At 70.2% G+C, this 19,325-nt stretch carries 13 protein-coding genes; 5 read left to right on the top strand and 8 right to left on the bottom strand.

Features of this window, described 5'->3' with window-relative positions; translation table 11 throughout:
- Positions 1-3: 3 nt before the first annotated feature.
- Positions 4-1,755 carry an ABC transporter ATP-binding protein gene (locus tag KBX21_RS03480; RefSeq protein ID WP_210840967.1) on the top strand — a complete coding sequence of 584 codons (1,752 nt, stop codon included), beginning with the start codon at positions 4-6 and terminating at the stop codon, positions 1,753-1,755.
- Here the strand turns inward: KBX21_RS03480 and KBX21_RS03475 are convergent.
- Positions 1,700-2,548 carry a BTAD domain-containing putative transcriptional regulator gene (locus tag KBX21_RS03475; protein WP_210840966.1) on the bottom strand — a complete coding sequence of 283 codons (849 nt, stop codon included), beginning with the start codon at positions 2,546-2,548 and terminating at the stop codon, positions 1,700-1,702. The genes KBX21_RS03480 and KBX21_RS03475 overlap by 56 nt on opposite strands.
- A 462-nt stretch (positions 2,549-3,010) precedes the next feature.
- Between KBX21_RS03475 and KBX21_RS27060 the strand changes: the two genes are divergently transcribed.
- Positions 3,011-5,794, top strand: a complete 2,784-nt coding sequence (locus tag KBX21_RS27060) for a BREX system ATP-binding domain-containing protein (protein ID WP_374225694.1) — start codon at positions 3,011-3,013, stop codon at positions 5,792-5,794.
- 71 nt (positions 5,795-5,865) lie between these two features.
- Here the strand turns inward: KBX21_RS27060 and KBX21_RS03465 are convergent, their stop codons facing one another.
- The 3 genes from KBX21_RS03465 to msrA form a co-directional block, all read right to left on the bottom strand.
- The gene (locus KBX21_RS03465) at positions 5,866-6,885 is read right to left on the bottom strand and encodes an acyltransferase (protein WP_210840964.1); all 1,020 of its coding nucleotides are present in this window, start codon (positions 6,883-6,885) and stop codon (positions 5,866-5,868) included.
- A gap of 207 nt (positions 6,886-7,092) precedes the next feature.
- Positions 7,093-7,878: a DUF6518 family protein gene (locus tag KBX21_RS03460; RefSeq protein ID WP_210840963.1), complete on the bottom strand. Its 786-nt coding sequence runs from the start codon at positions 7,876-7,878 to the stop codon at positions 7,093-7,095.
- Between the two features lie 383 nt (positions 7,879-8,261).
- On the bottom strand, positions 8,262-8,927 hold the full coding sequence (msrA, locus tag KBX21_RS03455; protein ID WP_156208108.1) for a peptide-methionine (S)-S-oxide reductase MsrA: 666 nt from the start codon (positions 8,925-8,927) through the stop codon (positions 8,262-8,264).
- Positions 8,928-9,036: 109 nt separating this feature from the next.
- Here msrA and rarD point away from each other — a divergent pair, with 109 nt between their 5' ends.
- From rarD to KBX21_RS03440, 3 genes are all read left to right on the top strand, one after another.
- On the top strand, positions 9,037-9,960 hold the full coding sequence (gene rarD / locus KBX21_RS03450) for an EamA family transporter RarD (RefSeq protein WP_049574937.1): 924 nt from the start codon (positions 9,037-9,039) through the stop codon (positions 9,958-9,960).
- A 118-nt stretch (positions 9,961-10,078) separates the two neighbouring features.
- Complete coding sequence (locus tag KBX21_RS03445; RefSeq protein ID WP_210840962.1) at positions 10,079-10,936, top strand: hypothetical protein; 858 nt, start codon at positions 10,079-10,081, stop codon at positions 10,934-10,936.
- Positions 10,937-11,131: 195 nt separating this feature from the next.
- Positions 11,132-12,433 (top strand): hypothetical protein, encoded by a 1,302-nt coding sequence (locus KBX21_RS03440; RefSeq protein ID WP_210840961.1) that lies wholly within the window; start codon positions 11,132-11,134, stop codon positions 12,431-12,433.
- 495 nt (positions 12,434-12,928) lie between these two features.
- On the opposite strand, the gene KBX21_RS03435 is transcribed toward KBX21_RS03440, so the two are convergent.
- The 4 genes from KBX21_RS03435 to nuoL form a co-directional block, all read right to left on the bottom strand.
- Positions 12,929-13,933, bottom strand: coding sequence for a polyprenyl synthetase family protein (locus KBX21_RS03435; RefSeq protein ID WP_049574949.1), 1,005 nt, complete (start codon positions 13,931-13,933; stop codon positions 12,929-12,931).
- Positions 13,934-14,073: 140 nt separating this feature from the next.
- Positions 14,074-15,735, bottom strand: coding sequence for an NADH-quinone oxidoreductase subunit NuoN (nuoN, locus tag KBX21_RS03430; protein ID WP_049574954.1), 1,662 nt, complete (start codon positions 15,733-15,735; stop codon positions 14,074-14,076).
- Positions 15,732-17,375, bottom strand: a complete 1,644-nt coding sequence (locus KBX21_RS03425) for an NADH-quinone oxidoreductase subunit M (protein WP_210840960.1) — start codon at positions 17,373-17,375, stop codon at positions 15,732-15,734. Before KBX21_RS03425 ends, nuoN begins: the two co-directional genes overlap by 4 nt.
- The gene (nuoL, locus tag KBX21_RS03420) at positions 17,376-19,322 is read right to left on the bottom strand and encodes an NADH-quinone oxidoreductase subunit L (RefSeq protein ID WP_049574961.1); all 1,947 of its coding nucleotides are present in this window, start codon (positions 19,320-19,322) and stop codon (positions 17,376-17,378) included.
- Positions 19,323-19,325 lie beyond the last annotated feature (3 nt).

Raw genomic sequence — 19,325 nt, 5'->3', positions numbered from 1 at the left:
GCAATGACTCGATCGACCAGGGTGAACCTACGGACCATGGGTCGCCACCTACGGCATCACAGAGTCGCACTGCTCGGTGTCGCCGCTCTCTCACTGCTGGTCTCGGGGGCGACCCTCGCCCAGCCGGTGCTGGTTCGGAACGTGCTCGACACCGTCAGCGGAGAGGGACCGGTGGGGGCGTCCGTCGTCGCGCTGGTCGTCATGGTGGCGCTCGTGGCCGCACTCACGGCGGTCCGCGGGTACTTTCTGGAACGCCTCTCCGAGCACTTCGTCCTACGGCTGCGCCAGCGGCTGACCAACCACATGCTGCGACTGCCGGTACGCGACTACGACCAGCGCAGTTCGGCGGACATGCTCTCCCGGGTCACGACCGACACCATCGTGGTGCGCTCGATCATCGGTGCGGGCTTCGTGGAACTCCTGTCCGCTTCGGTCATCATCGTCGGCGCCGGGGTCGCGATGAGCATGACCGACGGGTTCCTGTTCACCGTCACGTTCGCCTGTCTCGGAACCGGGCTCACCGTGACCGTCCTGGGGGCGAGGCGGCTCCGCCCCCTCACCGAAAGGACACAGCAGCGCCTGGGCCGACTCGCGACCGCCGTCGAGCGTGCGCTGACCGGGGTGCGGACGGTGCGGGCCCTCCGTGCGGAAGCCGACGAGACACGCAGGATCGGACATCGGGCCGAAGAGGTCTACAGGGCGGGGCTGCGCGTGGCGTTCTGGCGTGCGATCGTGGCCCCGGCGTCCAACGTCACCGTCCAGGGAACTTTCCTGTTGATCCTGGCCGTGGGGGGCACTCGGGTGGCCGAGGGCGCGATGACCGTGGGAGAACTGATCTCCTTCACGCTCTTCCTCTTCTTCATGATGATGCCGCTGGGTCAGGTGTTCAACGCCTACGTTCAGTTGCAGGCGGGCATGGGGGCGCTCCAGCGTGTCGAGGACGTGCTGGGGCTCCCGTTGGAGGAGACGGACGACGCCCACCGCGCCACGCCCCCTCCCCAGCCCCGCAGCCGCCTCGATTCCCCGCCTCCCTCGATCGCCTTCGACCGCGTCACGTTCGGTTACGACCGCGACCCCGTTCTACGCGATGTGAGCTTCGTCGTGGCACCGGGCTCCCGCACGGCCGTGGTCGGCCCCTCCGGCGCGGGCAAGTCCACCCTTCTGGCACTGATCGAACGCTTCTACGACCCCACTTCCGGATCGGTGCGCGTCGACGGCACCGACGTACGAGCGCGAGCGCGCGACGACCTGCGCTCGGGGCTCGGCTACGTCCAGCAGGAGGCACCCGTGCTTTCCGGGTCCATCAGGGACAACCTCCTCCTCGCCGCTCCGGAGGCGGGGGACGAGAGGCTGTTGGAGGTGCTGGATCGGGTTGACCTGACCGGGGTCGTGCACCGGTCACCCCAGGGATTGGACACCCCTGTCGGACAGGACGGTGTCCTGTTGTCCGGCGGGGAGCGTCAGCGGCTCGCGATCGCCCGTACCCTGCTCGACGCCCCGCCGGTCCTGCTGTTGGACGAGCCCACCAGCAACCTGGACGCCCGCAGCGAAGCGGCCCTGCGCGAGGTCATGGACGACGTGGCACGTCGGCGGACCCTCCTGGTCGTGGCACACCGATTGTCCACCGTGACGGATGCGGACCAGATCGTGGTGCTCGACAGGGGAGCCGTCGTGGCTGTGGGAAGCCACGAGGAGCTTCTCACGTCCAGTCCGCTCTATCGAGAACTCGCGACACACCAGTTGCTGGCAGGTTGAGACATGTCGGCGAACTCTCTCCGTGACGCTGGCCAGGGTCCGAGACCTGCCGGAGATCACCCGCGAGAATGGCGGTGTGCAGATCCTGGATCTCGTGGCCCGGATCAGTACCCAGCTCGTCGACCAGGTCCTCGCGCAGCCGGTGAAACCTCGCCAGGGCGTCCGCCGTGTACCCGGACGCATACAGGGAGTGCATGAGGGCCGCTACGACGGGTTCCGCCAAGGGGTTCTGCTCGGCCAGACCGGTGAGCGTGTCGACGGCCGCGTGCGGCCGCCCGGACTGGACCAGGCTCTTCGCCCAGGAGACGCTGGCGTCCACGTACATGCGTTGGTAGCGTTCGCGCCGGTGCTCGACCCAGTCTCCTTCCAGGCCAGCCAGGGGCTCACCCTGCCAGAGACCGAGTGCGTCCTCCAGCAGATCGGCGCGCTGTTCGGCAGCGCAGCGGGAGGACCTCCTGACCATGTGCTGGAAGCAGTGCGCGTCGACGCTCGCCCTGTCCGCTTGCAGGAGGTAGCCCCCGTCGTGTCGCCGCAGGAGGGCGTTGCCCCCATCGTTCGAAGCCGACGTGCGGACGATCCTCCGAATCCGGCTGATGTGACTGTGCAGGGTCCTTCTCGCATTCTCGGGAGGGTCGCTCCCCCACACACGCCAGATGAGCGCCTGCACCGTCACCAGGCGCCCGGCGTCCACGAGCAGGGCCGCAAGGACCTTTCGCAGCTGCGGTCTGCTCCGGGCGAGGATGTTCCGCCCGTCCGACCGGACGGAGACCGGTCCCAGTAAACTGAACTCCAACTCTGATCCCATCCTTGGTCGGCCACGAGGGCCCGTATCGTTCCGGGAAAAGGACTCAGTGGGCAGCACGGTGCGCGTATCCGCCGCCGGTCCCCGTATCGTCCGCCGACGCCTATCGGCATTCCCCGCCGGACGATAAGCAGTGCCCCGAGGCTTTTCCCGATCCCGGCAACGATGAACCCGTGGTTCGTCGAACAACCCCCGTTGCGGACGCCTGGATCGAGTATCCAACGCGCAACACGCGACGACTTGAGTAGAAGTGACTGAGTCTCTCCGCGTCACCGCACGAGCACGGAAGGCAATCAGGCGATCCACCTCGGGAACCGCCGGGGCACGGGGAGTCCAGGCAGCCCACGGGCCAGCACCTGCCCTGGTGACATCCCTGGCCGTTTCCGGCCAGAGCCGCCACTCGCCCCGGTCCGGCAATCGGGTTTACGTGAACGGGTGCTCGGGGAAGCTCGGATGAGGCGAGAGCCAAACAACATAAGACCGAGACGGAATGCCCTACACGTGAATATCGGTCGATTTTCAGAGGAAGCACATGTCACGCGAGTCCTCGAAGACGCCCAGCGCGGCCACGGCGGTGCGATGGCGATTACCGGCGACATCGGCACGGGAAAGAGCGGACTTCTTGAATTCGCGAGAGAATCAGCGAGAAGGAAACGCGGGCCAACGACACTCCACGTGAAGGCCCGAGGCTCCTCCTTCGTGATCGAATCGGACCTCCCCGGAAGAGTGAACCCCTCCGTTCACGACTGCTTCCACGAAGTGCTTTCGTCCGGGGCTCTCGGTCTGGCGGAGACCCTCGGAGCTGATCGCGTCCGGGAGGAGGCCCGCCTCGTCGAACTCCTGCTCTCCCATCTGCTCGCCTGGGCACCGATCGTCCTGTGCGTGGACGACGTCGACCTCCTGCTCCCCGAAGCGGCCGGACTCGTCTCCCTCCTCTCGCACAGGGTGTCCGGACATCCCGTCTCCGTGCTTCTCACGTACCGGGACGCCGCGGCCCATCCGGACGTGCCGGGGCTGCACCCTGAGCTCCGGTTGGGCGGACTGTCCCGCGGCGCCACACAGGACCTGCTGTACGCACGAGGGCTGGCACTGCCGGACACGCTGAACGAGGTGGCACACCGAGCCACGGGGGGCAACCCGCTCGCCCTGACCGAGTTGGCCGAGACGCCCAGGGCGCGCGAGAGCCTGGCCGAGACCTCTCTGAGCGATCGGATCCCGGTGGGGCCCAGGACCCGCCGCTCCTTCGGAGCCGTGATCGAGGAGATTCCGGCGCCCGAACGCGCGTGGCTCCTCCTGGCGGCGGCGGAGGCACGAGGAAGGCTCGGAGTCGTCATGGGCGCCGGGGCCCGTCTGGGCCTCGACCACCAGGGAATCCGCGAAGCGGAGAACTCCGGATGGCTGAGCCTGTCCTCGGGGGCCCTTCGCTTCCAGAACCCGGTGATCCGATCAGTGGTCTACGACATGGCTTCGTTCGAGGAGCGTCGGCGCGCGCACCACGCGATCTCGGACGAGTTGGCGGGGTCGGACGGCGAACGCTCCGCATGGCACCGGGCCCTGGTGGCCACCTCGCCTGACGGCGTCCTGGCCCAGAGCGTGGAACAGGCCGTGGAGACGGCCCGTCGCAACGGTGGTGAACCAGGGGTGGCCGCGCTGTTCCAACTCTCCTCCCGCCTGACCCCGGACCCCGGGAACACCCACCGAAGGCTCTTGGCGGCCGCCACCGCGGCGACCAACGCGGGCCTGCCCGAGTGGTCCTCAGCGCTCCTGCGGCGCACCTTCGCCATCAACGGCGCACCGGTGAACCCGGTACCCGCCGCCACCGACTGTGACCCGGGTGAGCCGGAGACTCCGAGAGCGGCCTACTCCCGACTCACCAGCGAAGGCACGGCCCGTCGTCTCACCGACCCCGACGAAGCCGCCTGGTCGTTCAGAAGCGCCGCCCACGCCGCCCATCGCATGAACGACCACGAGGGTTCCCGCTCCGCTCTGAGGAGGATCCTCACGCTGGAGTGCGCGCCACCCGTGCGGGAGGCGGCCAGGGCGCTCTCACACGACCGCGCACCAGGCGCTGACCAGGTCTCCGATCTCCTGGACGGGTTGACACAGGGTGGGGCCTCGGCCGACCCACAGCGGTGGATGTGGGCTTCGGACGTCGCCTGCAAGGCGCGGGACCAGCGTCTGGCACAGCGGATCACCGAGAACGCCCACCAACGTCTGCGAAGCATCAGGGCCGCCGGAATGCTGCCCGAGGTATGCCTGCGCCAGGCCCACATCGCGCTGCTGGACGGACGGTGGTCCTCTGGCATCGCGCACAGCCGCTCGGGACTGCGTCTGGCGAGACTCACCGGTCAGGAACGGTGGGCCCCGCGCCATCACGCGGCGGCTGCCCTGCTCTCCGCGCTCCACGGAACGGCCAAGGAATGCCACCACCACGTCGGGCACGCTCTGAACCGCGCCCTCCTGGAGCATGACCGGGTGACCGCGGCAGAGTGCACAGCCGCCTTGGGCCTTCTCGAACTGGGGAGAGGGCGACGAGTACAAGCGTGGAACCACTTCTCCTCACTGGTGCGATCCGACTCCCCCCTGTCACACCAGGACGTGGCACTGCGCATGATCAGCGCGACAGTCGAGGCCGCGATCGCGGCGGGAGAGGTCGACGACGCCAGGGACGTCCTGGAGAGTCACATCGCTCTCGCCGGGCCGACCCCGGACTGTTGGATGGAAGCGGACATCCACCACGCCCAGGGACTGTTGGCTGCGGCCTCCGGGGACCCTCGCGTCGAGCAGCACTACAAGAGGGCGATCGCGCTGTACGAGGAGCTGGAGTGTCCGTTCCAGCTGGCTCGGGTGAACCTGTACTACGGGACCTGGCTCAGGCGACAGCGCAGTCGCACGCTCGCCCGCGCACCGTTGAGGTCCGCGACGCAGCTGTTCACGGCGCTGAAGGCCACCCCGTGGTGTGACCGGTCCCGGTCCGAAGAACGGGCCTGCGGATCGATCACCGTCGCCGTCGGCCCGGTCAAGGAGCTCAGCCCGCAGGAGTCCCAGGTGGCACGACTCGCGGCACAGGGTCTGAGCAACCGTGAGATCGGTGAGTTCCTCAGCCTGAGTCCCCGCACGGTCGCGTCACACCTGTACCGCATCTTCCCGAAGCTGAACATCACGTCCAGGCGCCAACTCCGGGATATCGACATGTCCGAGAGTTCGTCCCCTTCGAGGGGCCGAAGGAGCCGCTGAGGTGACGGGGCCGGACCGACGTCGTGCCCGCCCCGGCCCCCGCTCGGATCTCCCACCTCCGTGTGCACCGCCTAGACCGTGGCGCGCAGGAGGGGGATCCTCTGGGCGACGGCCACCAGTACCAGGCTGATCAGCGTGGTGGCGACGGCGTACCCAGCGGCGATGGTCAGTCCCACCAGCCCGTCGGGGGTCCCCCCGAGGTCCCTCAGCGTGTACAGGACCATGACGTGCACGAGGTAGACGCCGAAGCTCAGGGCGGAGAGCACGGCGATCGCCCGGTTCACCCGGTGCTCGGTGCCCAACTCCGCCAGCCGGGTGCCCCAGGCGCGCAGCAGCAGGAAGGCGCCGACCGACGCGACGATCATGGTCGGGGAAAGGAAGTCGTAGACGTACTCGGCGCCGATCCCCCACTCACCGACGGACGCCGCGGCGGCCCAGGCGCCCAGGACGGTCCCGGTGGTGCCCAGCACGAAGGCCACCGAACCGTGGAGCGCGTCGCGCGGCCCGGGCCCCCGGTCCGTCAGCAGCCAACCCAGCAGGTAGTAGCCGAGGAACGGCAGGAACCTGGTCGCGGCGGTGACCCCGCCGACCCCGTCGACCAGGGCGGACACCTGGTCGACGACACCGATGGAAAGGGCCGCGCCGGCGAACCACCACAGGCCCGTGCGCGAGGTGTGCGCCACCACCGTGCGCAGGAACGGCGTGAACACGTAGAGCCCGGCGATGACGTACAGGAAGTACAGGTGGATCGAGGGCGACCCCGAGGCCGCCTGGGCCAGGGAGTCGGGGAACCCGAGGCCGTCACGCCAGAACTGCCACAGCAGGTAGGCGCCGGTCCACACGAGCAGCGGCACACCGATGCGGGCCCACCGTTTGCGGTAGAAGCCCCGGACGTCCTCATCGCGCGGACGCAGCAGCAGCGCGCCGCTCATCATGACGAACACCGGCACGCACCAGCGCAGCGCGGCGTCCACCACGTGCGCCGCCCACCAGGTGGGGCCCCCGAGGTCGGTGTAGGTCGTGCTCACGAACGGCGAATAGGCGTGCACCAGCACGACGGCCGCCATGGCGGCCACACGCGCGAAACCCATCCACGCGGTCTTGGAGACCGCCGGTGCGGCGGGTCCCTGCGGAGACGGGGCTACGGCGTTCTGGGGGGCTTCATCGACTCGCACACCTTCACCGATATCTGTTCGTTACCTGAAACGCAAGTCAGGATTCCGTTACCCGGGGTAAGTGATCGGGCCTTTTCCGTGGTCAGCGGCCCCGTGCGGGCGCCCACAGGAAGACGGAGAAGTTCACCGACCACACGCCGCGAAGGGCGCACGGGTGGATCGGAGCATCCTGACAGACACACGCGGGAGCGGCAACAGGGAGAGGATCACCGCCGTCCGCTCCTCGATCAGGGGTTGCCGCTCGCGGCCCACAGGAGCACGAACAGGACAGTGGCGCCGAAGTTGACGATCGGAACGAGTGTGACGGCACACAACAGGGCCACACCCCGAGACGCCTCCACGGCAGAGCACCAGCACGAGCACGGCCAGGGACACGTCCAGCAGACCCGACAGCGGGTGGACGGCGATCCTCCCGGCCGACTCGGAGGCCTGGACGGCGTCCCACAGGAAGGTCGCCACCAGCCCAAGGGGAACACCTGCCGCCAACGCCCGGACGGGCGCCGACGGGGATCGGAGCCGACTCCCCAGGAACCCCAACAGGGCGCCCAGGAGGAGCCCGACCACCACCCACACCCGGTACTCCGGCACGTTGGGGTCGTTCGCGGCCGCCAGGTGGCCCAGGACGGCCGCCAGACAGGTCAGCGAACCGGAGAGGGCCGCCAGCCAGGGCCGGACCGCCGTCCAGCCGAGGAGGACCGGAGGCACGACGTGCGGGCCTACGGAGAGCTCCAGGAACCCGATGTCCTCCGGGTTGAGCCCGTTGACCAACGCCGCGAGCACCCCCGAGGCGAGCCCGGTTCCCACAGCGAGCCCCAGGAGGAGCCATCGCCTCCGGTCCAGGAGAACCCGGGCCGCTCCGAGTGGGGTGTCGGGTCGGGTGTCGGAGGGATCCTGCCTCCGGTCGGGCATGGGGACTCCAGGGGGCGAGGAGGCTCGGGGCCCGCCGAGAGCAGGGGACGGGCCCCCTGCCTACCAGGGACGAGGGGACCCGACCAGTCCCCCTCGCCCTCTTCCCTGCCGGTCGTGACCAGGGAGCGCGCTCGGTCGTGCTTGGTGGATCGTTCCTCCCACCCGTCGCCCGCAGCCACCCTCAACGGACGCCCGCGGCGCGGTGTCCCCGCGTTACCGCCAGGCAGCCTTCCGCCGCGCCGACGAAGCTCGGGCAGCCGACCCGGGCGGGCCCCGCTGGGGACGCTGCGGAGCTCGCGTGGCGGCGCACAGTAGGGAAGACGGGTGCTCATCGCCGGTGGCGGCTCCGCCGCGACCGGCGATGAGCACCCGGAAAGCACGCCCTAGTCGTCGCTGGAGGCCACGCCGATCGGGCAGCTGGCACCGGTTCCGCCGATACCGCAGTAGCCGTTGGGGTTCTTCGCGTCGGACAGGTACTGCTGGTGGTAGTCCTCGGCGAAGTAGAAGGCCCTCAGCGGAGCGATCTCCGTGGTGATCGGGCCGTAGCCCGAGCGCGTCAGGACCGGCTGGAAGGCGTCGCGGGTGGCCTCGGCCGCCTCGCGTTGGGCCTCCGAGTGGTAGTAGACCGCCGACCGGTACTGCGAGCCGACGTCGTTGCCCTGGCGCATGCCCTGGGTGGGGTCGTGGCCCTCCCAGAACACCTTGAGGAGCTCCGTGTAGGTGATCCGCGACGGGTCGAAGACCACCCGGACCATCTCGGTGTGGCCGGTCAGGCCGGAGCACACCTCCTCGTACGTGGGGTTGGGCGTGTAGCCGCCCGCGTAGCCCACGGCGGTGGTGATGATCCCGTGCTCCGCACCCAGCCTCCAGAAGATGCGTTCCGCACCCCAGAAGCAGCCCATCGCCACGTCGGCGACCTCACTGCCCTCCGGGTAGGGCGGGGTGAGCCGGGTGCCCAGCACCGTGTGGCCGAAGGGCACCGACATCGCGGTGTCCCGGCCGGGAAGGGCCTGGGCGGGGTCGACCATGGTCGTCTGTCTGCCGAACATGTCTCCAGGCTATCCGGCCTGTCCAGGGGTTCCCGGGGCGCGCGCGAGGTTGTCCACAGGCTGGGACGGACAGGAGACAGTTGGGCGGATTCGTCCTACCATTGCGGTTGTGTCGGAAACCAACCGCGGTGTCGCCCTCGGGGCGACCGCCTTCCTCCTGTGGGGCTTCGCGGCCCTCTACTGGCCCTTTCTCACCGATTCCGAACCCGCCGAGGTCCTCGCCCACCGCATGGTGTGGGCGCTCCTCGCGATGTGCGTCTTCCTGCTGCTGGCCCGGCGTGGCTGGTCCTGGCTTCCCCAGGTGCTGCGCAACCCCAGGCAGCTCCTGCTGGTCGGGGCGGCCGCGGTGCTCATCTCCGTGAACTGGTGGGGGTTCATCTACTCGGTCTCCACCGCCCAGACCCTCCAGGCCTCGCTGGCGTACTTCATCAACCCGCTGATGACGGTCTGCCTCGGCGTGGTCCTCTTCGCCGAACGCCTGCGTACCGCCCAGTGGGTCGCGGTGGGCCTCGGTGTGGTCGCGGTCGTGGTGATGACCGTCGCCTACGGCTCCACCCCCTGGCTCTCACTGCTGATGGCCGCGACGTTCGCCGCCTACGGGGCGGTGAAGAAGTACGTGAGCCTGGACGGGATGCAGAGCCTGACCGTCGAGACCCTCGTGATGTTCCTGCCCGCGCTGGGGTTCGTGGTCTATCTGGAGGCCACCGGGGCGGGCACCAGCCTGTCTGTCTCGCCCGGGCACACCGCGCTGCTGGTGGGCGGCGGGTTCGTGACCGCGCTGCCCCTGTTGTTGTTCGGGGTGGCGGCGCGCAAGGTGCCGCTGAGCGTGATCGGCATGCTCCAGTTCATCGCCCCGACCATGATGTTCGTGATCGGCTGGCTGGTCCAGGGCGAGGAGATGCCGCTGAGCCGGTGGGGCGGCTTCGTGTTCGTCTGGCTGGCGGTGTGCGTGTTCGCCTTCGACCAGGTACGCAGCTCACGTGCCCGGTCCGCGGCGCGTCGCGAGGCGGCCCTCACCGAATCGAGACCCTGACCTGGAGTTCCCGGTTTCGGTCATTCAAAACTACCCTCGGTGACACTGTGCTAACGTCAGGTCGTGGGCGTCGGGCTCTGCCCCGCCCCGACCTGGTCACACGTCTCGGAGGGTCCCCTTGATTCCTCGCACCAGCCGAACCGGCACGCTCCGTGCCGTCTCGGCCGTGTGCGCGGCGGCGCCCTCCGCGATCGGCCTCCCGCTCCTGTTGGGCGCCCTCCTCACCGTCCTGTGGCTGCTCAGCGCCGCACCGGCCCAGGCGGACACCGCCTCGTTGGGCTCCGGCGCCCTGAGGGCCCCGGTCTCCGCCACCGCCACCGGCGAGGCCCTCGGACTGGGCGAGGCCCCGGCACTGGGCTCGGTCGTGCCCGAGAAGGTCACCGAACCGGTGACCAGCACGCTCGGTACCGTGCACCAGCGTCTGGAGAAGCGCACGGTCGAAACCGCCGAGGCCGCCGTCAGCCTGCCCGAGCCCGCCGTGGCCGAGGTGCGCGGGTTCGTCGCGGAGATCGACCGCACCCGCGAGGAGACCGTCGAGCGTGGCCTGAGCCAGGGTCCCTCGATCCCCGAGCCCCGGGCGACCCGCTCCTCCGACACGGACGAGGACGAGGAGACCGGCGCGGACCGGGCCTCCGAGGAGGACGAGGGCTCCGAACCCGCCGAGCGGTCGGAGGGACACGGCGTGCCCGTGCTCCCCTCGCTGACCGCGCACCACGCCTCCACCGCCCCGAGCACCGCGACGCCCGACTCCGAGCAGGAGGACGGCGACCGCGCCACGGAACACCAGCGCGTACAGCCCGCCACCGGGTCGCCCGCTCCCTCCGCCAACGGACCGGCGCCCGCGCCCTCCGTCGCCGGATACCTCACGGCCGCGCCGCTTCCCGCGCCCGCCGCCGACGCCGTGCGCCTGGCCGCGCACCGGCTGCACACCGTGCCCGCCGACCCGGCCGACGACCTCACGGTCTCGCCGGACTAGCGAACGGTCCCGCCCCGGGCGCACGACGCGCCCCCGGACCGTTCCCAGCACGTACTTCCTGGGAGCTGACCTGAGTCCCGTGCCCTCGTTCACGTGATTCACGTCAGCCGGTGGTCCGCCCCGGCTCCCCACGACCGCCGTCCACGGCGTCGCGGTCGTCCCGTTCATCCAGAGCTTCACCAGGGAAGGAAAACCATGACGCACACCAAGCGCTTCTCCGCCCGAGCAGTACTCCTCGTCACGGGCACCGCGGGCTTCGTGGCCCTCGGCGCCGGTGTCGCCGGAGCCGAGGCCCTGGCCACCCCGATGCAGGAGCTCTCGCCCGTCGTCGAGCGCGCCCTCGTCGAGGGCGTGGCCCCGACCATGCACGTGCTGGCCCCCGAGGGCGTCACCCCGATCGCGGACCGCGCGCTGAGCGAGCTCCAGGAGACCGCGAACGCTGAGAAGCCCGCCCCCGACCTGGGCGCCATCCTGCCCGACTCCCCGCTGTCCGAGACCGTCACCAAGGCGCAGGACGCCACCGGCCTGGACGGCAACCCGCACGACACCGTCGGGCACACGGTGGGCCGGAACGTGGAGTCCGCCGCCCAGGAAGCCGGGACCGTCGTGGAGGACACCGCCCGCGGGGCGGGCGCTTCCGCGGAGTCCACCGCCTCCGAGGTGCTGCCCCACACGGTCCAGGCCGCCGCCGACCTACGCGACGAGATGCTGGTCCTGCCCGAGCTGGACACCACCGGACTGCCGAACCTGGAGGACCGCCGCCTGCCCGAGCTGAGCGAGGCGCCCTCCCTGAGCGAGGTCACCGACCTGGGCAGCGTCACCGACCTCACCGGCGACAACGCCCTGGTGTTGAACGACCTCAACCCGGTCAGTGCCCTGTCCGAGCCCAAGCCCACGCCCGTCCACACGAGCGCCGCCGTCCCGTCCGAGGGCGCCGACCTCACCGCGCCCAACATGTGGGACCTGGCGGCCGCCTTCGGTCTGGAGACCCCGAACCAGATCCAGGACGTCGTCGAGGCCACCGAGCTGACCGCCGACAACTACGTGAACCTCGGTGAGGAGGAGGTCCTGGGCATGGTGGGCAACCGCGCCTGGGAGGGCCGCGACCTCACCACGGTTCCGCAGAGCTCCCCCGTGACCCCCGGCGTCGAGGCCCCGGCCTTCGAGACCCCCAGGGTCACGGACCTGACCGACGCCCTGCTGACCGGTGCGTCCGACCTCGGCTCCGCGGACCTGCGCTCCGCCGAGCCGGTCTCGCTCCAGGGCCCGCTGGCCGACGCCCAGCTGCCCCAGATCGCCGAGGGCATCGACACCACCACCGCCGAGGACCTGGTCAACGGCCTGAGCCGGGGCACGGACCTGCTCAACGACCTGGACACCAGCGACCTCATCTCCATCGAGGGCGGCACCGCCGAGCAGGAGACCCCCGAGGGCATGGTCCAGCACCCCACCTTCATGGACCTGCCGGGTTCCGAGGCCCTCCCCCTCGTGCGCTGACCCCTTCCGGTCCCACTTCGCGGCGCCGCCCCACGCACCGGGGCGGCGCCGCCGTCGTTTCCGGCCTGGAGGAGAGCCCGGGACGGGCCGCACAGGTTCCAGGGGCGTGCTCGCAGGTGCCCCCCTGGCCAGGTTGGCGTCGAGGAAGGAGCGCTTCCCTCCGATGGGCGGGGAAGACCGAGCGGTGGCCGCCGTCCGCCCAGGCGATCCCACCGCCAGGACGCTCGCTGCCACCAGTGCGAGGGTGCCGCTGGCCGGTCCTCGGGTCCGGGCAGTGGCCGTGTGTCCGCATTCCTCGCGAGGGTGGCGCCTTCGGCCAAGGCGACCTGGGGGGCGTGTGGGCGCGGACCCGAGGCCGAGCACGCGAAGCACCAGGAAGCGCCCGAGCGCCCCGCTGCCGTCCTCTGACGGCTACCGAAGGGCCACACACGGACGCGGGCCCCGCCTGGAACCGGGGTTCCGGACGGGGCCCGCGCGTGAGTCGGGGCGGGTGGGTCAGCCGGAGCGCTCCACCACGTAGTCGCACAGCGCCAGGAAGGCGTCCCGCGCCGGGATGTCGGGCAGGGTCGTCAGTTCGTCGCGGGCCCTTCCGGCCCACCCGCGCAGCGTGGCGTCGGCCTCGGCCATCGCCGGGTGCGGACGCAGCAGCCCGAGGGCCTCCTCGGCCTCCGTGTCGTCCAGCGGACGGCCCAGCAGCGACTTCAGCCGCTCGTCGGCCGGGTCCACCGAGCGCATCGCGTAGAACATCGGCAGCGTCAGCACGCCCTCGCGCAGGTCCGTGCCGGGGACCTTGCCCGAGTCGGCGCTCTCGCTGGCCACGTCCAGGATGTCGTCGGCCAGCTGGAAGGCCATGCCCAGCGCGTCGCAGGCGCGGGTGAGGGTGCTCACCGTCTCCGGGTCGACCTTGCCGAACATGCCGCCGAACTCCGCTGAGGAGGCGATCAGCGACGCCGTCTTGTCGTCGATGACGTTGAGGTAGTGGTCGAGCGGGTCGATTCCGTCGCGCGGCCCGGAGGTCTCCAGGATCTGCCCCTGGACCAGTCGCGCGAAGGTCTCGGCCTGGAGCCGGACCGCCTCGGTGCCGAGGTCGGCGAGCATCGTCGAGGCCTTGGCGAACACGTAGTCGCCGGTGAGGATGGCGATGGTGTTGCCCCAGCGCTGGTTGGCGCTGGGCTCGCCGCGGCGCAGCTCCGCCTCGTCCATGACGTCGTCGTGGTAGAGGGTGGCCACGTGGGTCAGCTCGACCACCGCGGCCGCCGGGATGAGGTCCGGGACCCGCGGGTCACCGAAGTGCGACGCGAGCAGCACCAGCATGGCGCGGAAGCGCTTGCCTCCGGCCGCCAGCAGGTGGGAGGCGGCCTCGGTCAGCATGGGGTCGCTGGACCGCACCGACTCCCTCAGCAGCTCCTCGACCTTCTCCAGGTCGTCCTGGATCTCCCGGGCGAGGGTCGGGTCGACTCTCGGCAGAGCGAGAAAACCGCTCGGGACAGCACCGCTCACCGTAAGGCTCCACCTGTTGAACGGGCGTGCTGGCGGCCCCCTCGGAAGGGGACCGCCACACGCTCAGCACATGAACATGATCCGACTTGCCACGGTATCCGACCCGGAATGAAGGTCCAAAGCCACACCCGGGTCGACGGTCACTCGCCGGCGGGTGCCTCCGTGACCTGGTCGACCATGACCGCGGCCGGTTCCTGACCCGGCTCACCGGACGGCAGAAGGGTGTCCAGGAAGGCCCCCGGGAGGATCCCGAGCGCCAGGGTGGCCGCCACACCCACCGTGATCACGCTGCCGGTGAGCATCCCGGCACGGGCCACCGTCGGGCCCTCGCCCTCCGAATCCCGGAAGAACATCACAACGATGATCCGCACGTAGAAGTACGCGGTGACGGCGCTGCTGAGCACGCCGACGACGACCAGCGGGGTCGCACCGGCCGCCACGGCCGCCTCGAACACCGCGAACTTGCCGATGAACCCGCTGGTGAGCGGGATACCGGCGAAGGCCAGCAGGAACAGCGACAGCGCCAGGGCCAGACCCGGGGACCGTCGCCCCAGTCCCGCCCACTTGTCGAGGTCACCGAGCTCCTGCCCGCCGTCCCTGGTGCGCACCAGGGTGACGACGGCGAAGGCGCCCAGCGTGGTGAACCCGTAGGCCGCCAGGTAGAACATGGCGCCCGCGAGGCCCTCGACGCTGCCCGCGACCACGGCGGTGAGGATGAACCCGGCGTGCACCACCGAGGAGTAGGCCAGCAGCCGCTTGACGTCGCGCTGGGTGACCGCCACGACCGCGGCGACGACCATCGTCAGGATGGCCACCGTCCACAGCATCGGCTCCCAGATCGCCACCGAGGTGCCGAACGGCACGAAGAACACCCGCAGCAGGGCGCCGAAGGCGGCGACCAGCGTGCAGGAGGCCATCAGCGCGGTGATCGGGGTCGGGGCGCCCTGGTAGACGTCGGGCTTCCAGTTGTGGAAGGGCACGGCGCCGACCTTGAACAGCAGGCCGATCGCGACCATCCCGACGCCCATGAGCAGCAGCGGCTCGCCGTTGCCGTCCTGGAAGATCTCCGCCCCGCCGGACTCCACGGCCTGGCGGATCACGCCGAAGTTCACCGAACCAGCGTAGCCGTAGACCATGGCGATCCCGAACAGGAAGAACGCCGAGGAGAACGCGCCGAGCAGGAAGTACTTGACCGCGGCCTCCTGCGAGAACAGGCGGCGCCTGCGGGCCAGCCCGCACAGCAGGTACAGCGGGAGGCTCATGACCTCCAGGGCGATGAACATGACCAGGAAGTCGTTCGAGGCCGGGAACATCAGCATGCCCAGCACCGCGAACAGCACCAGCGGGTAGACCTCGGTGTGCTGCGAGCCCGCGAGGATGTGCGTGCGCTCCTCCTCGCTGCCCGGAACCGTGGCGGCCTGGGCGGAGAACGCGTCCCTGCCGTCCCGCCGTTCGGCGATCAGCATCAGGCTGATCAGGGCCAGCACCGTGATGGTGCCCTGGAAGAACAGCACCGTGCGGTCCACGGCCAGCACGCCGTTGGCGATGGTCGTGCCCTCGCCGACCGCCTCCACCTGGAGGACCAGCAGGAGGAACGCGCCCAGCAGCGCGACCGCCGTCAGGACGATCTGCGCGGTGCGGCGGGAGCCCTTGGGCCAGAAGGCCTCCAGGAGCACCCCCAGCACACCGGCGCCGAAGAGCACCAGGAACGGTGCCAGCAGCCACCAGTCCAGAACCGGCGGAGCCTCGGTGACTCCGTGGAGCGCCGGGGGCGCCCCGTCCGCGAGATTGAGGGGGATCACTCCTCGTCTCCTTCCGCGTCGCCGTCCGCGACCGCCACCTCGGTGTCGGCCTCGGCCTCCACGGTGCGTTCGACGGCGGGGTTGATCACGTTGAGCAGGGGCTGCGGGTAGACGCCGAACGCGATGATCAGGGCGATCAGCGGGGCGACCGCCCAGGTCTCACGCCCGGACAGGTCCGGCAGCTTGGCCAGCTTCTCCGGGGTGGGACCGGTCATCGTGCGCTGGTACATCCAGAGGATGTAGAGGGCGGCGAGGACCACGCCGAGCGCGGCGACGATCGCCGGGACCGGGCTGAAGGCGTAGACGCCGACGAACACCAGGAACTCGCTGACGAAGGGGGCCAGGCCCGGCAGTGCCAGACCGGCCAGACCCGCGATCAGGAAGACCCCGGCGAGTTTGGGGGCGACCTTCTGGACGCCCCCGAAGTCCTCGATGCGGGCGCTGCCCCGTCGGGCGATGAGGAAGCCCACGATCAGGAAGAGCGCGCCGGTGGCGAACCCGTGGTTGACCATGTAGAGGGCGGCCCCGGCCTGGGCCTGCTGGGTCAGGGCGAAGATGCCCAGGGTGATGAAGCCGAAGTGGGACACCGAGGTGTAGGCGACCAGGCGCATCATGTCGCTCTGGCCGATCGCGAGGATCGCACCGTAGAAGATGCTCACCAGGCTCAGCGCCACCACGGGCCACACGAACCACGACACCGCGGCGGGGAACAGCTCCAGGCAGTACCGGAGCATCCCGTAGGTGCCGACCTTGTCCAGCACGCCCACCAGCAGGACGGCCGTACCGGGGCTGGACGACCCGGCCGCGCTGGGCAGCCAGGTGTGCACGGGCCACATCGGGGCCTTGATCGCGAAGGCGATGAAGAACCCGAGGAAGAGCCAGCGCGCGGTGGCCGGGTCGACGGCCGCGAGGGCGCCGCCCGGATCGGTCAGCTCGGTCCACAGGAAGGTGCCGCCGATGACGTACACGCCGATCACCGCGACCAGCATGATGAGGCCGCCGGCGAGGCTGTACAGCAGGAACTTCATCGCGGCCTTGGCGCGGTCCGCGCCGCGCCCGTAGCGCCCGATCATGAAGTAGACCGGGATGAGCATGGCCTCGAAGAACACGTAGAACAGGAAGACGTCGGTGGCGGCGAAGACACCGATCATCATCGCCTCGAGCGCGAGGATGAGCGCGAAGTAGCCGCGCCCGCCGTCGTCACGGTCGTCGTGTTCCCGCCAGGCGGCCAGCACCACGAGCGGCACGAGCACCACGGACATCAGGATCAGCACGAGGGCGATGCCGTCGACGCCGACCGCGAAGTGGACCCCGAAGTAGGGGATCCACGGGTAGACCTCCTCGAACTGGAGGCCACCCGCCCCCGATGTGTCGAAGTTCAGGGCCATGACCACGACCAGCAGAAGGGTCGCGACGGAGAAGCCCAGGGCCAGGCGCTTGGCGAGCTCGGCCGAGGCCGTCCCGCCGGTGGCGGGACGGGCCTTGGTGGCCGTGGCCGTGCCGGAGCCGGACTCGGCGCTGGCCGAGACCGAGGCCGAGGCACCGCCCGAGGCCGCCGGGGCCTTGACGCGCGGCAGCGCCCAGATGACGGCCGCGCCGATCGCGGGGAGCGCGATCGCGAGAGTGAGCCAGGGGATCATTTAGAACCTCACAACCAGCGTCGCGGCGACGATCACGGCGCCGATGAGCATGGTGAGCGCGTAGGTGCGGGCGAACCCCGTCTGTGTCCTGCCGAGTCCGGTGGAGGAGTCGCCGACCCCGGCACCGAGCCCGTTGACCGCGCCGTCGATGACCTTGTCCTCGATGACGACCAGCGCCTTGGTGAGCACCTGGCCGGGACGCATGAACAGGCCCTCGTTGATCTCGTTGCCGTACAGCTCGTTGCGGGCCGTGTTGGTGACGAGGTTGCCCTTGGGCGCGGTGCGCGCCACGGGCTTGCGCAGGTACATGAACCAGGCCAGGGCGACGCCCAGGACCAGCACGACCAGGGCGGCGATGCCGTAGGGCGCGGTGAAGGCGTGGCCCACGGTGAAGTGGTGCGGCTCGGCGCCGATGGCCGGGGCGAGGAAGCCCGCGAACCGGTCGCCGAAGACCAGGAAGGCGCCGAGGGCGACCGACCCGATCGACAGCACCACCATGGGGGCGGTCATGCTCACCGGCGACTCGTGCGGGTGCACGCCGTCGTCCCAGCGCTTCTTGCCGAGGAAGGTCATGAAGACCATCCGCGACATGTAGAAGGCGGTGAGCGCGGCGCCCACGATGATCGCGGTGCCGAAGACCGCCCCGGCGGTCCCGCCGAGGCCGAAGGCGGCGGAGATGATGCTCTCCTTGGTCCACCAGCCGGACAGGAACGGGACACCGATGATGGCGAGGTAGCCGAGGCCGAAGGTGGCGAAGGTGATCGGCATCTTCGACGCCAGGCCGCCGTACCTGCGCATGTCGACGTCGTCGTTCATGCCGTGCATGACCGAACCGGCGCCCAGGAACAGCCCGGCCTTGAAGAAGCCGTGCGTGATCAGGTGGGCGATGGCGGCGACGTAGCCGACCGGGCCGAGCCCGGCGGCCAGCACCATCATGCCGATCTGGCTCATGGTGGAACCGGCCAGGGACTTCTTGATGTCGTCCTTGGCCGAGGCGATCAGGCCGCCCGCGAGCATGGTGGCGGCGCCGACCGTCATGACGACCGTCTGCGCCACCGGGGCGCCCTCGAAGATCGGTCCGGCGCGCACGATCAGGTACACACCGGCGGTGACCATGGTGGCGGCGTGGATGAGCGCCGACACCGGGGTCGGGCCCTCCATGGCGTCCAGCAACCACGCCTGGAGCGGGAGCTGCGCGGACTTGCCGCAGGCGCCCAGGAGCAGCAGGAGGCCGATGGCCAGGAGGATGCCGTCGCTGGCACCGGGGACGGCCGCGAAGACGTCGCTGAAGCTCACCGCGCCGAGCACGGTGAACATGATCATGATCGCCACGAGCAGGCCGATGTCGCCGACCCGGTTGATCAGGAACGCCTTCTTGGCGGCGGTGGCCGCCGTGGGCTTGTACTGCCAGAACCCGATGAGCAGGTAGGACGCGAGGCCCACACCCTCCCAGCCGAGGAAGAGCAGCACGAAGTTGTCCGCGAGGACCAGCACGAGCATGGCCGCGACGAACAGGTTGAGGTAGGCGAAGAACCGCCGCCTGCCCGGGTCCTCGGCCATGTAGCCGAGGGAGTAGACGTGGATGAGCGAGCCCACGAAAGTGATCAGCAGAACGAAGCTGATCGAGAGCGGGTCCACCAGGAGGTTGATCCGGGCGGAGAAGTCACCCGACGCGAACCACTCGTAGACGGGGACGGAGACGCTCCGCTCGGCCGCGCCCCGGCCGAGGAGGTCGAACAGGGCGAGGACCGCCCAGACGAAGGAGCCGATCGGCAGGGCGGTGGCCAGCAGCGGCCCCCACCCGTTGGTGCGCCGCCCGCCCAGCAGCAGGATCGCCGCGCCCACGAGTGGCAGGGCGATCAGGAGCCAGGCGTTCGACAGCACCGCGCTGTCGGCCGTGGTCGCCACCACGGGTTCGGCGGCGAGGTACGCGTGATGTTGTGTCACTGC

Source organism: Nocardiopsis sp. B62 (assembly GCF_018070675.1).
Taxonomy (GTDB): Bacteria; Actinomycetota; Actinomycetes; order Streptosporangiales; family Streptosporangiaceae; genus Nocardiopsis; species Nocardiopsis prasina.
The sequence above is the reverse complement of the archived record's forward strand: the minus strand, read 5'-3'. Positions and strand labels throughout refer to the sequence as shown.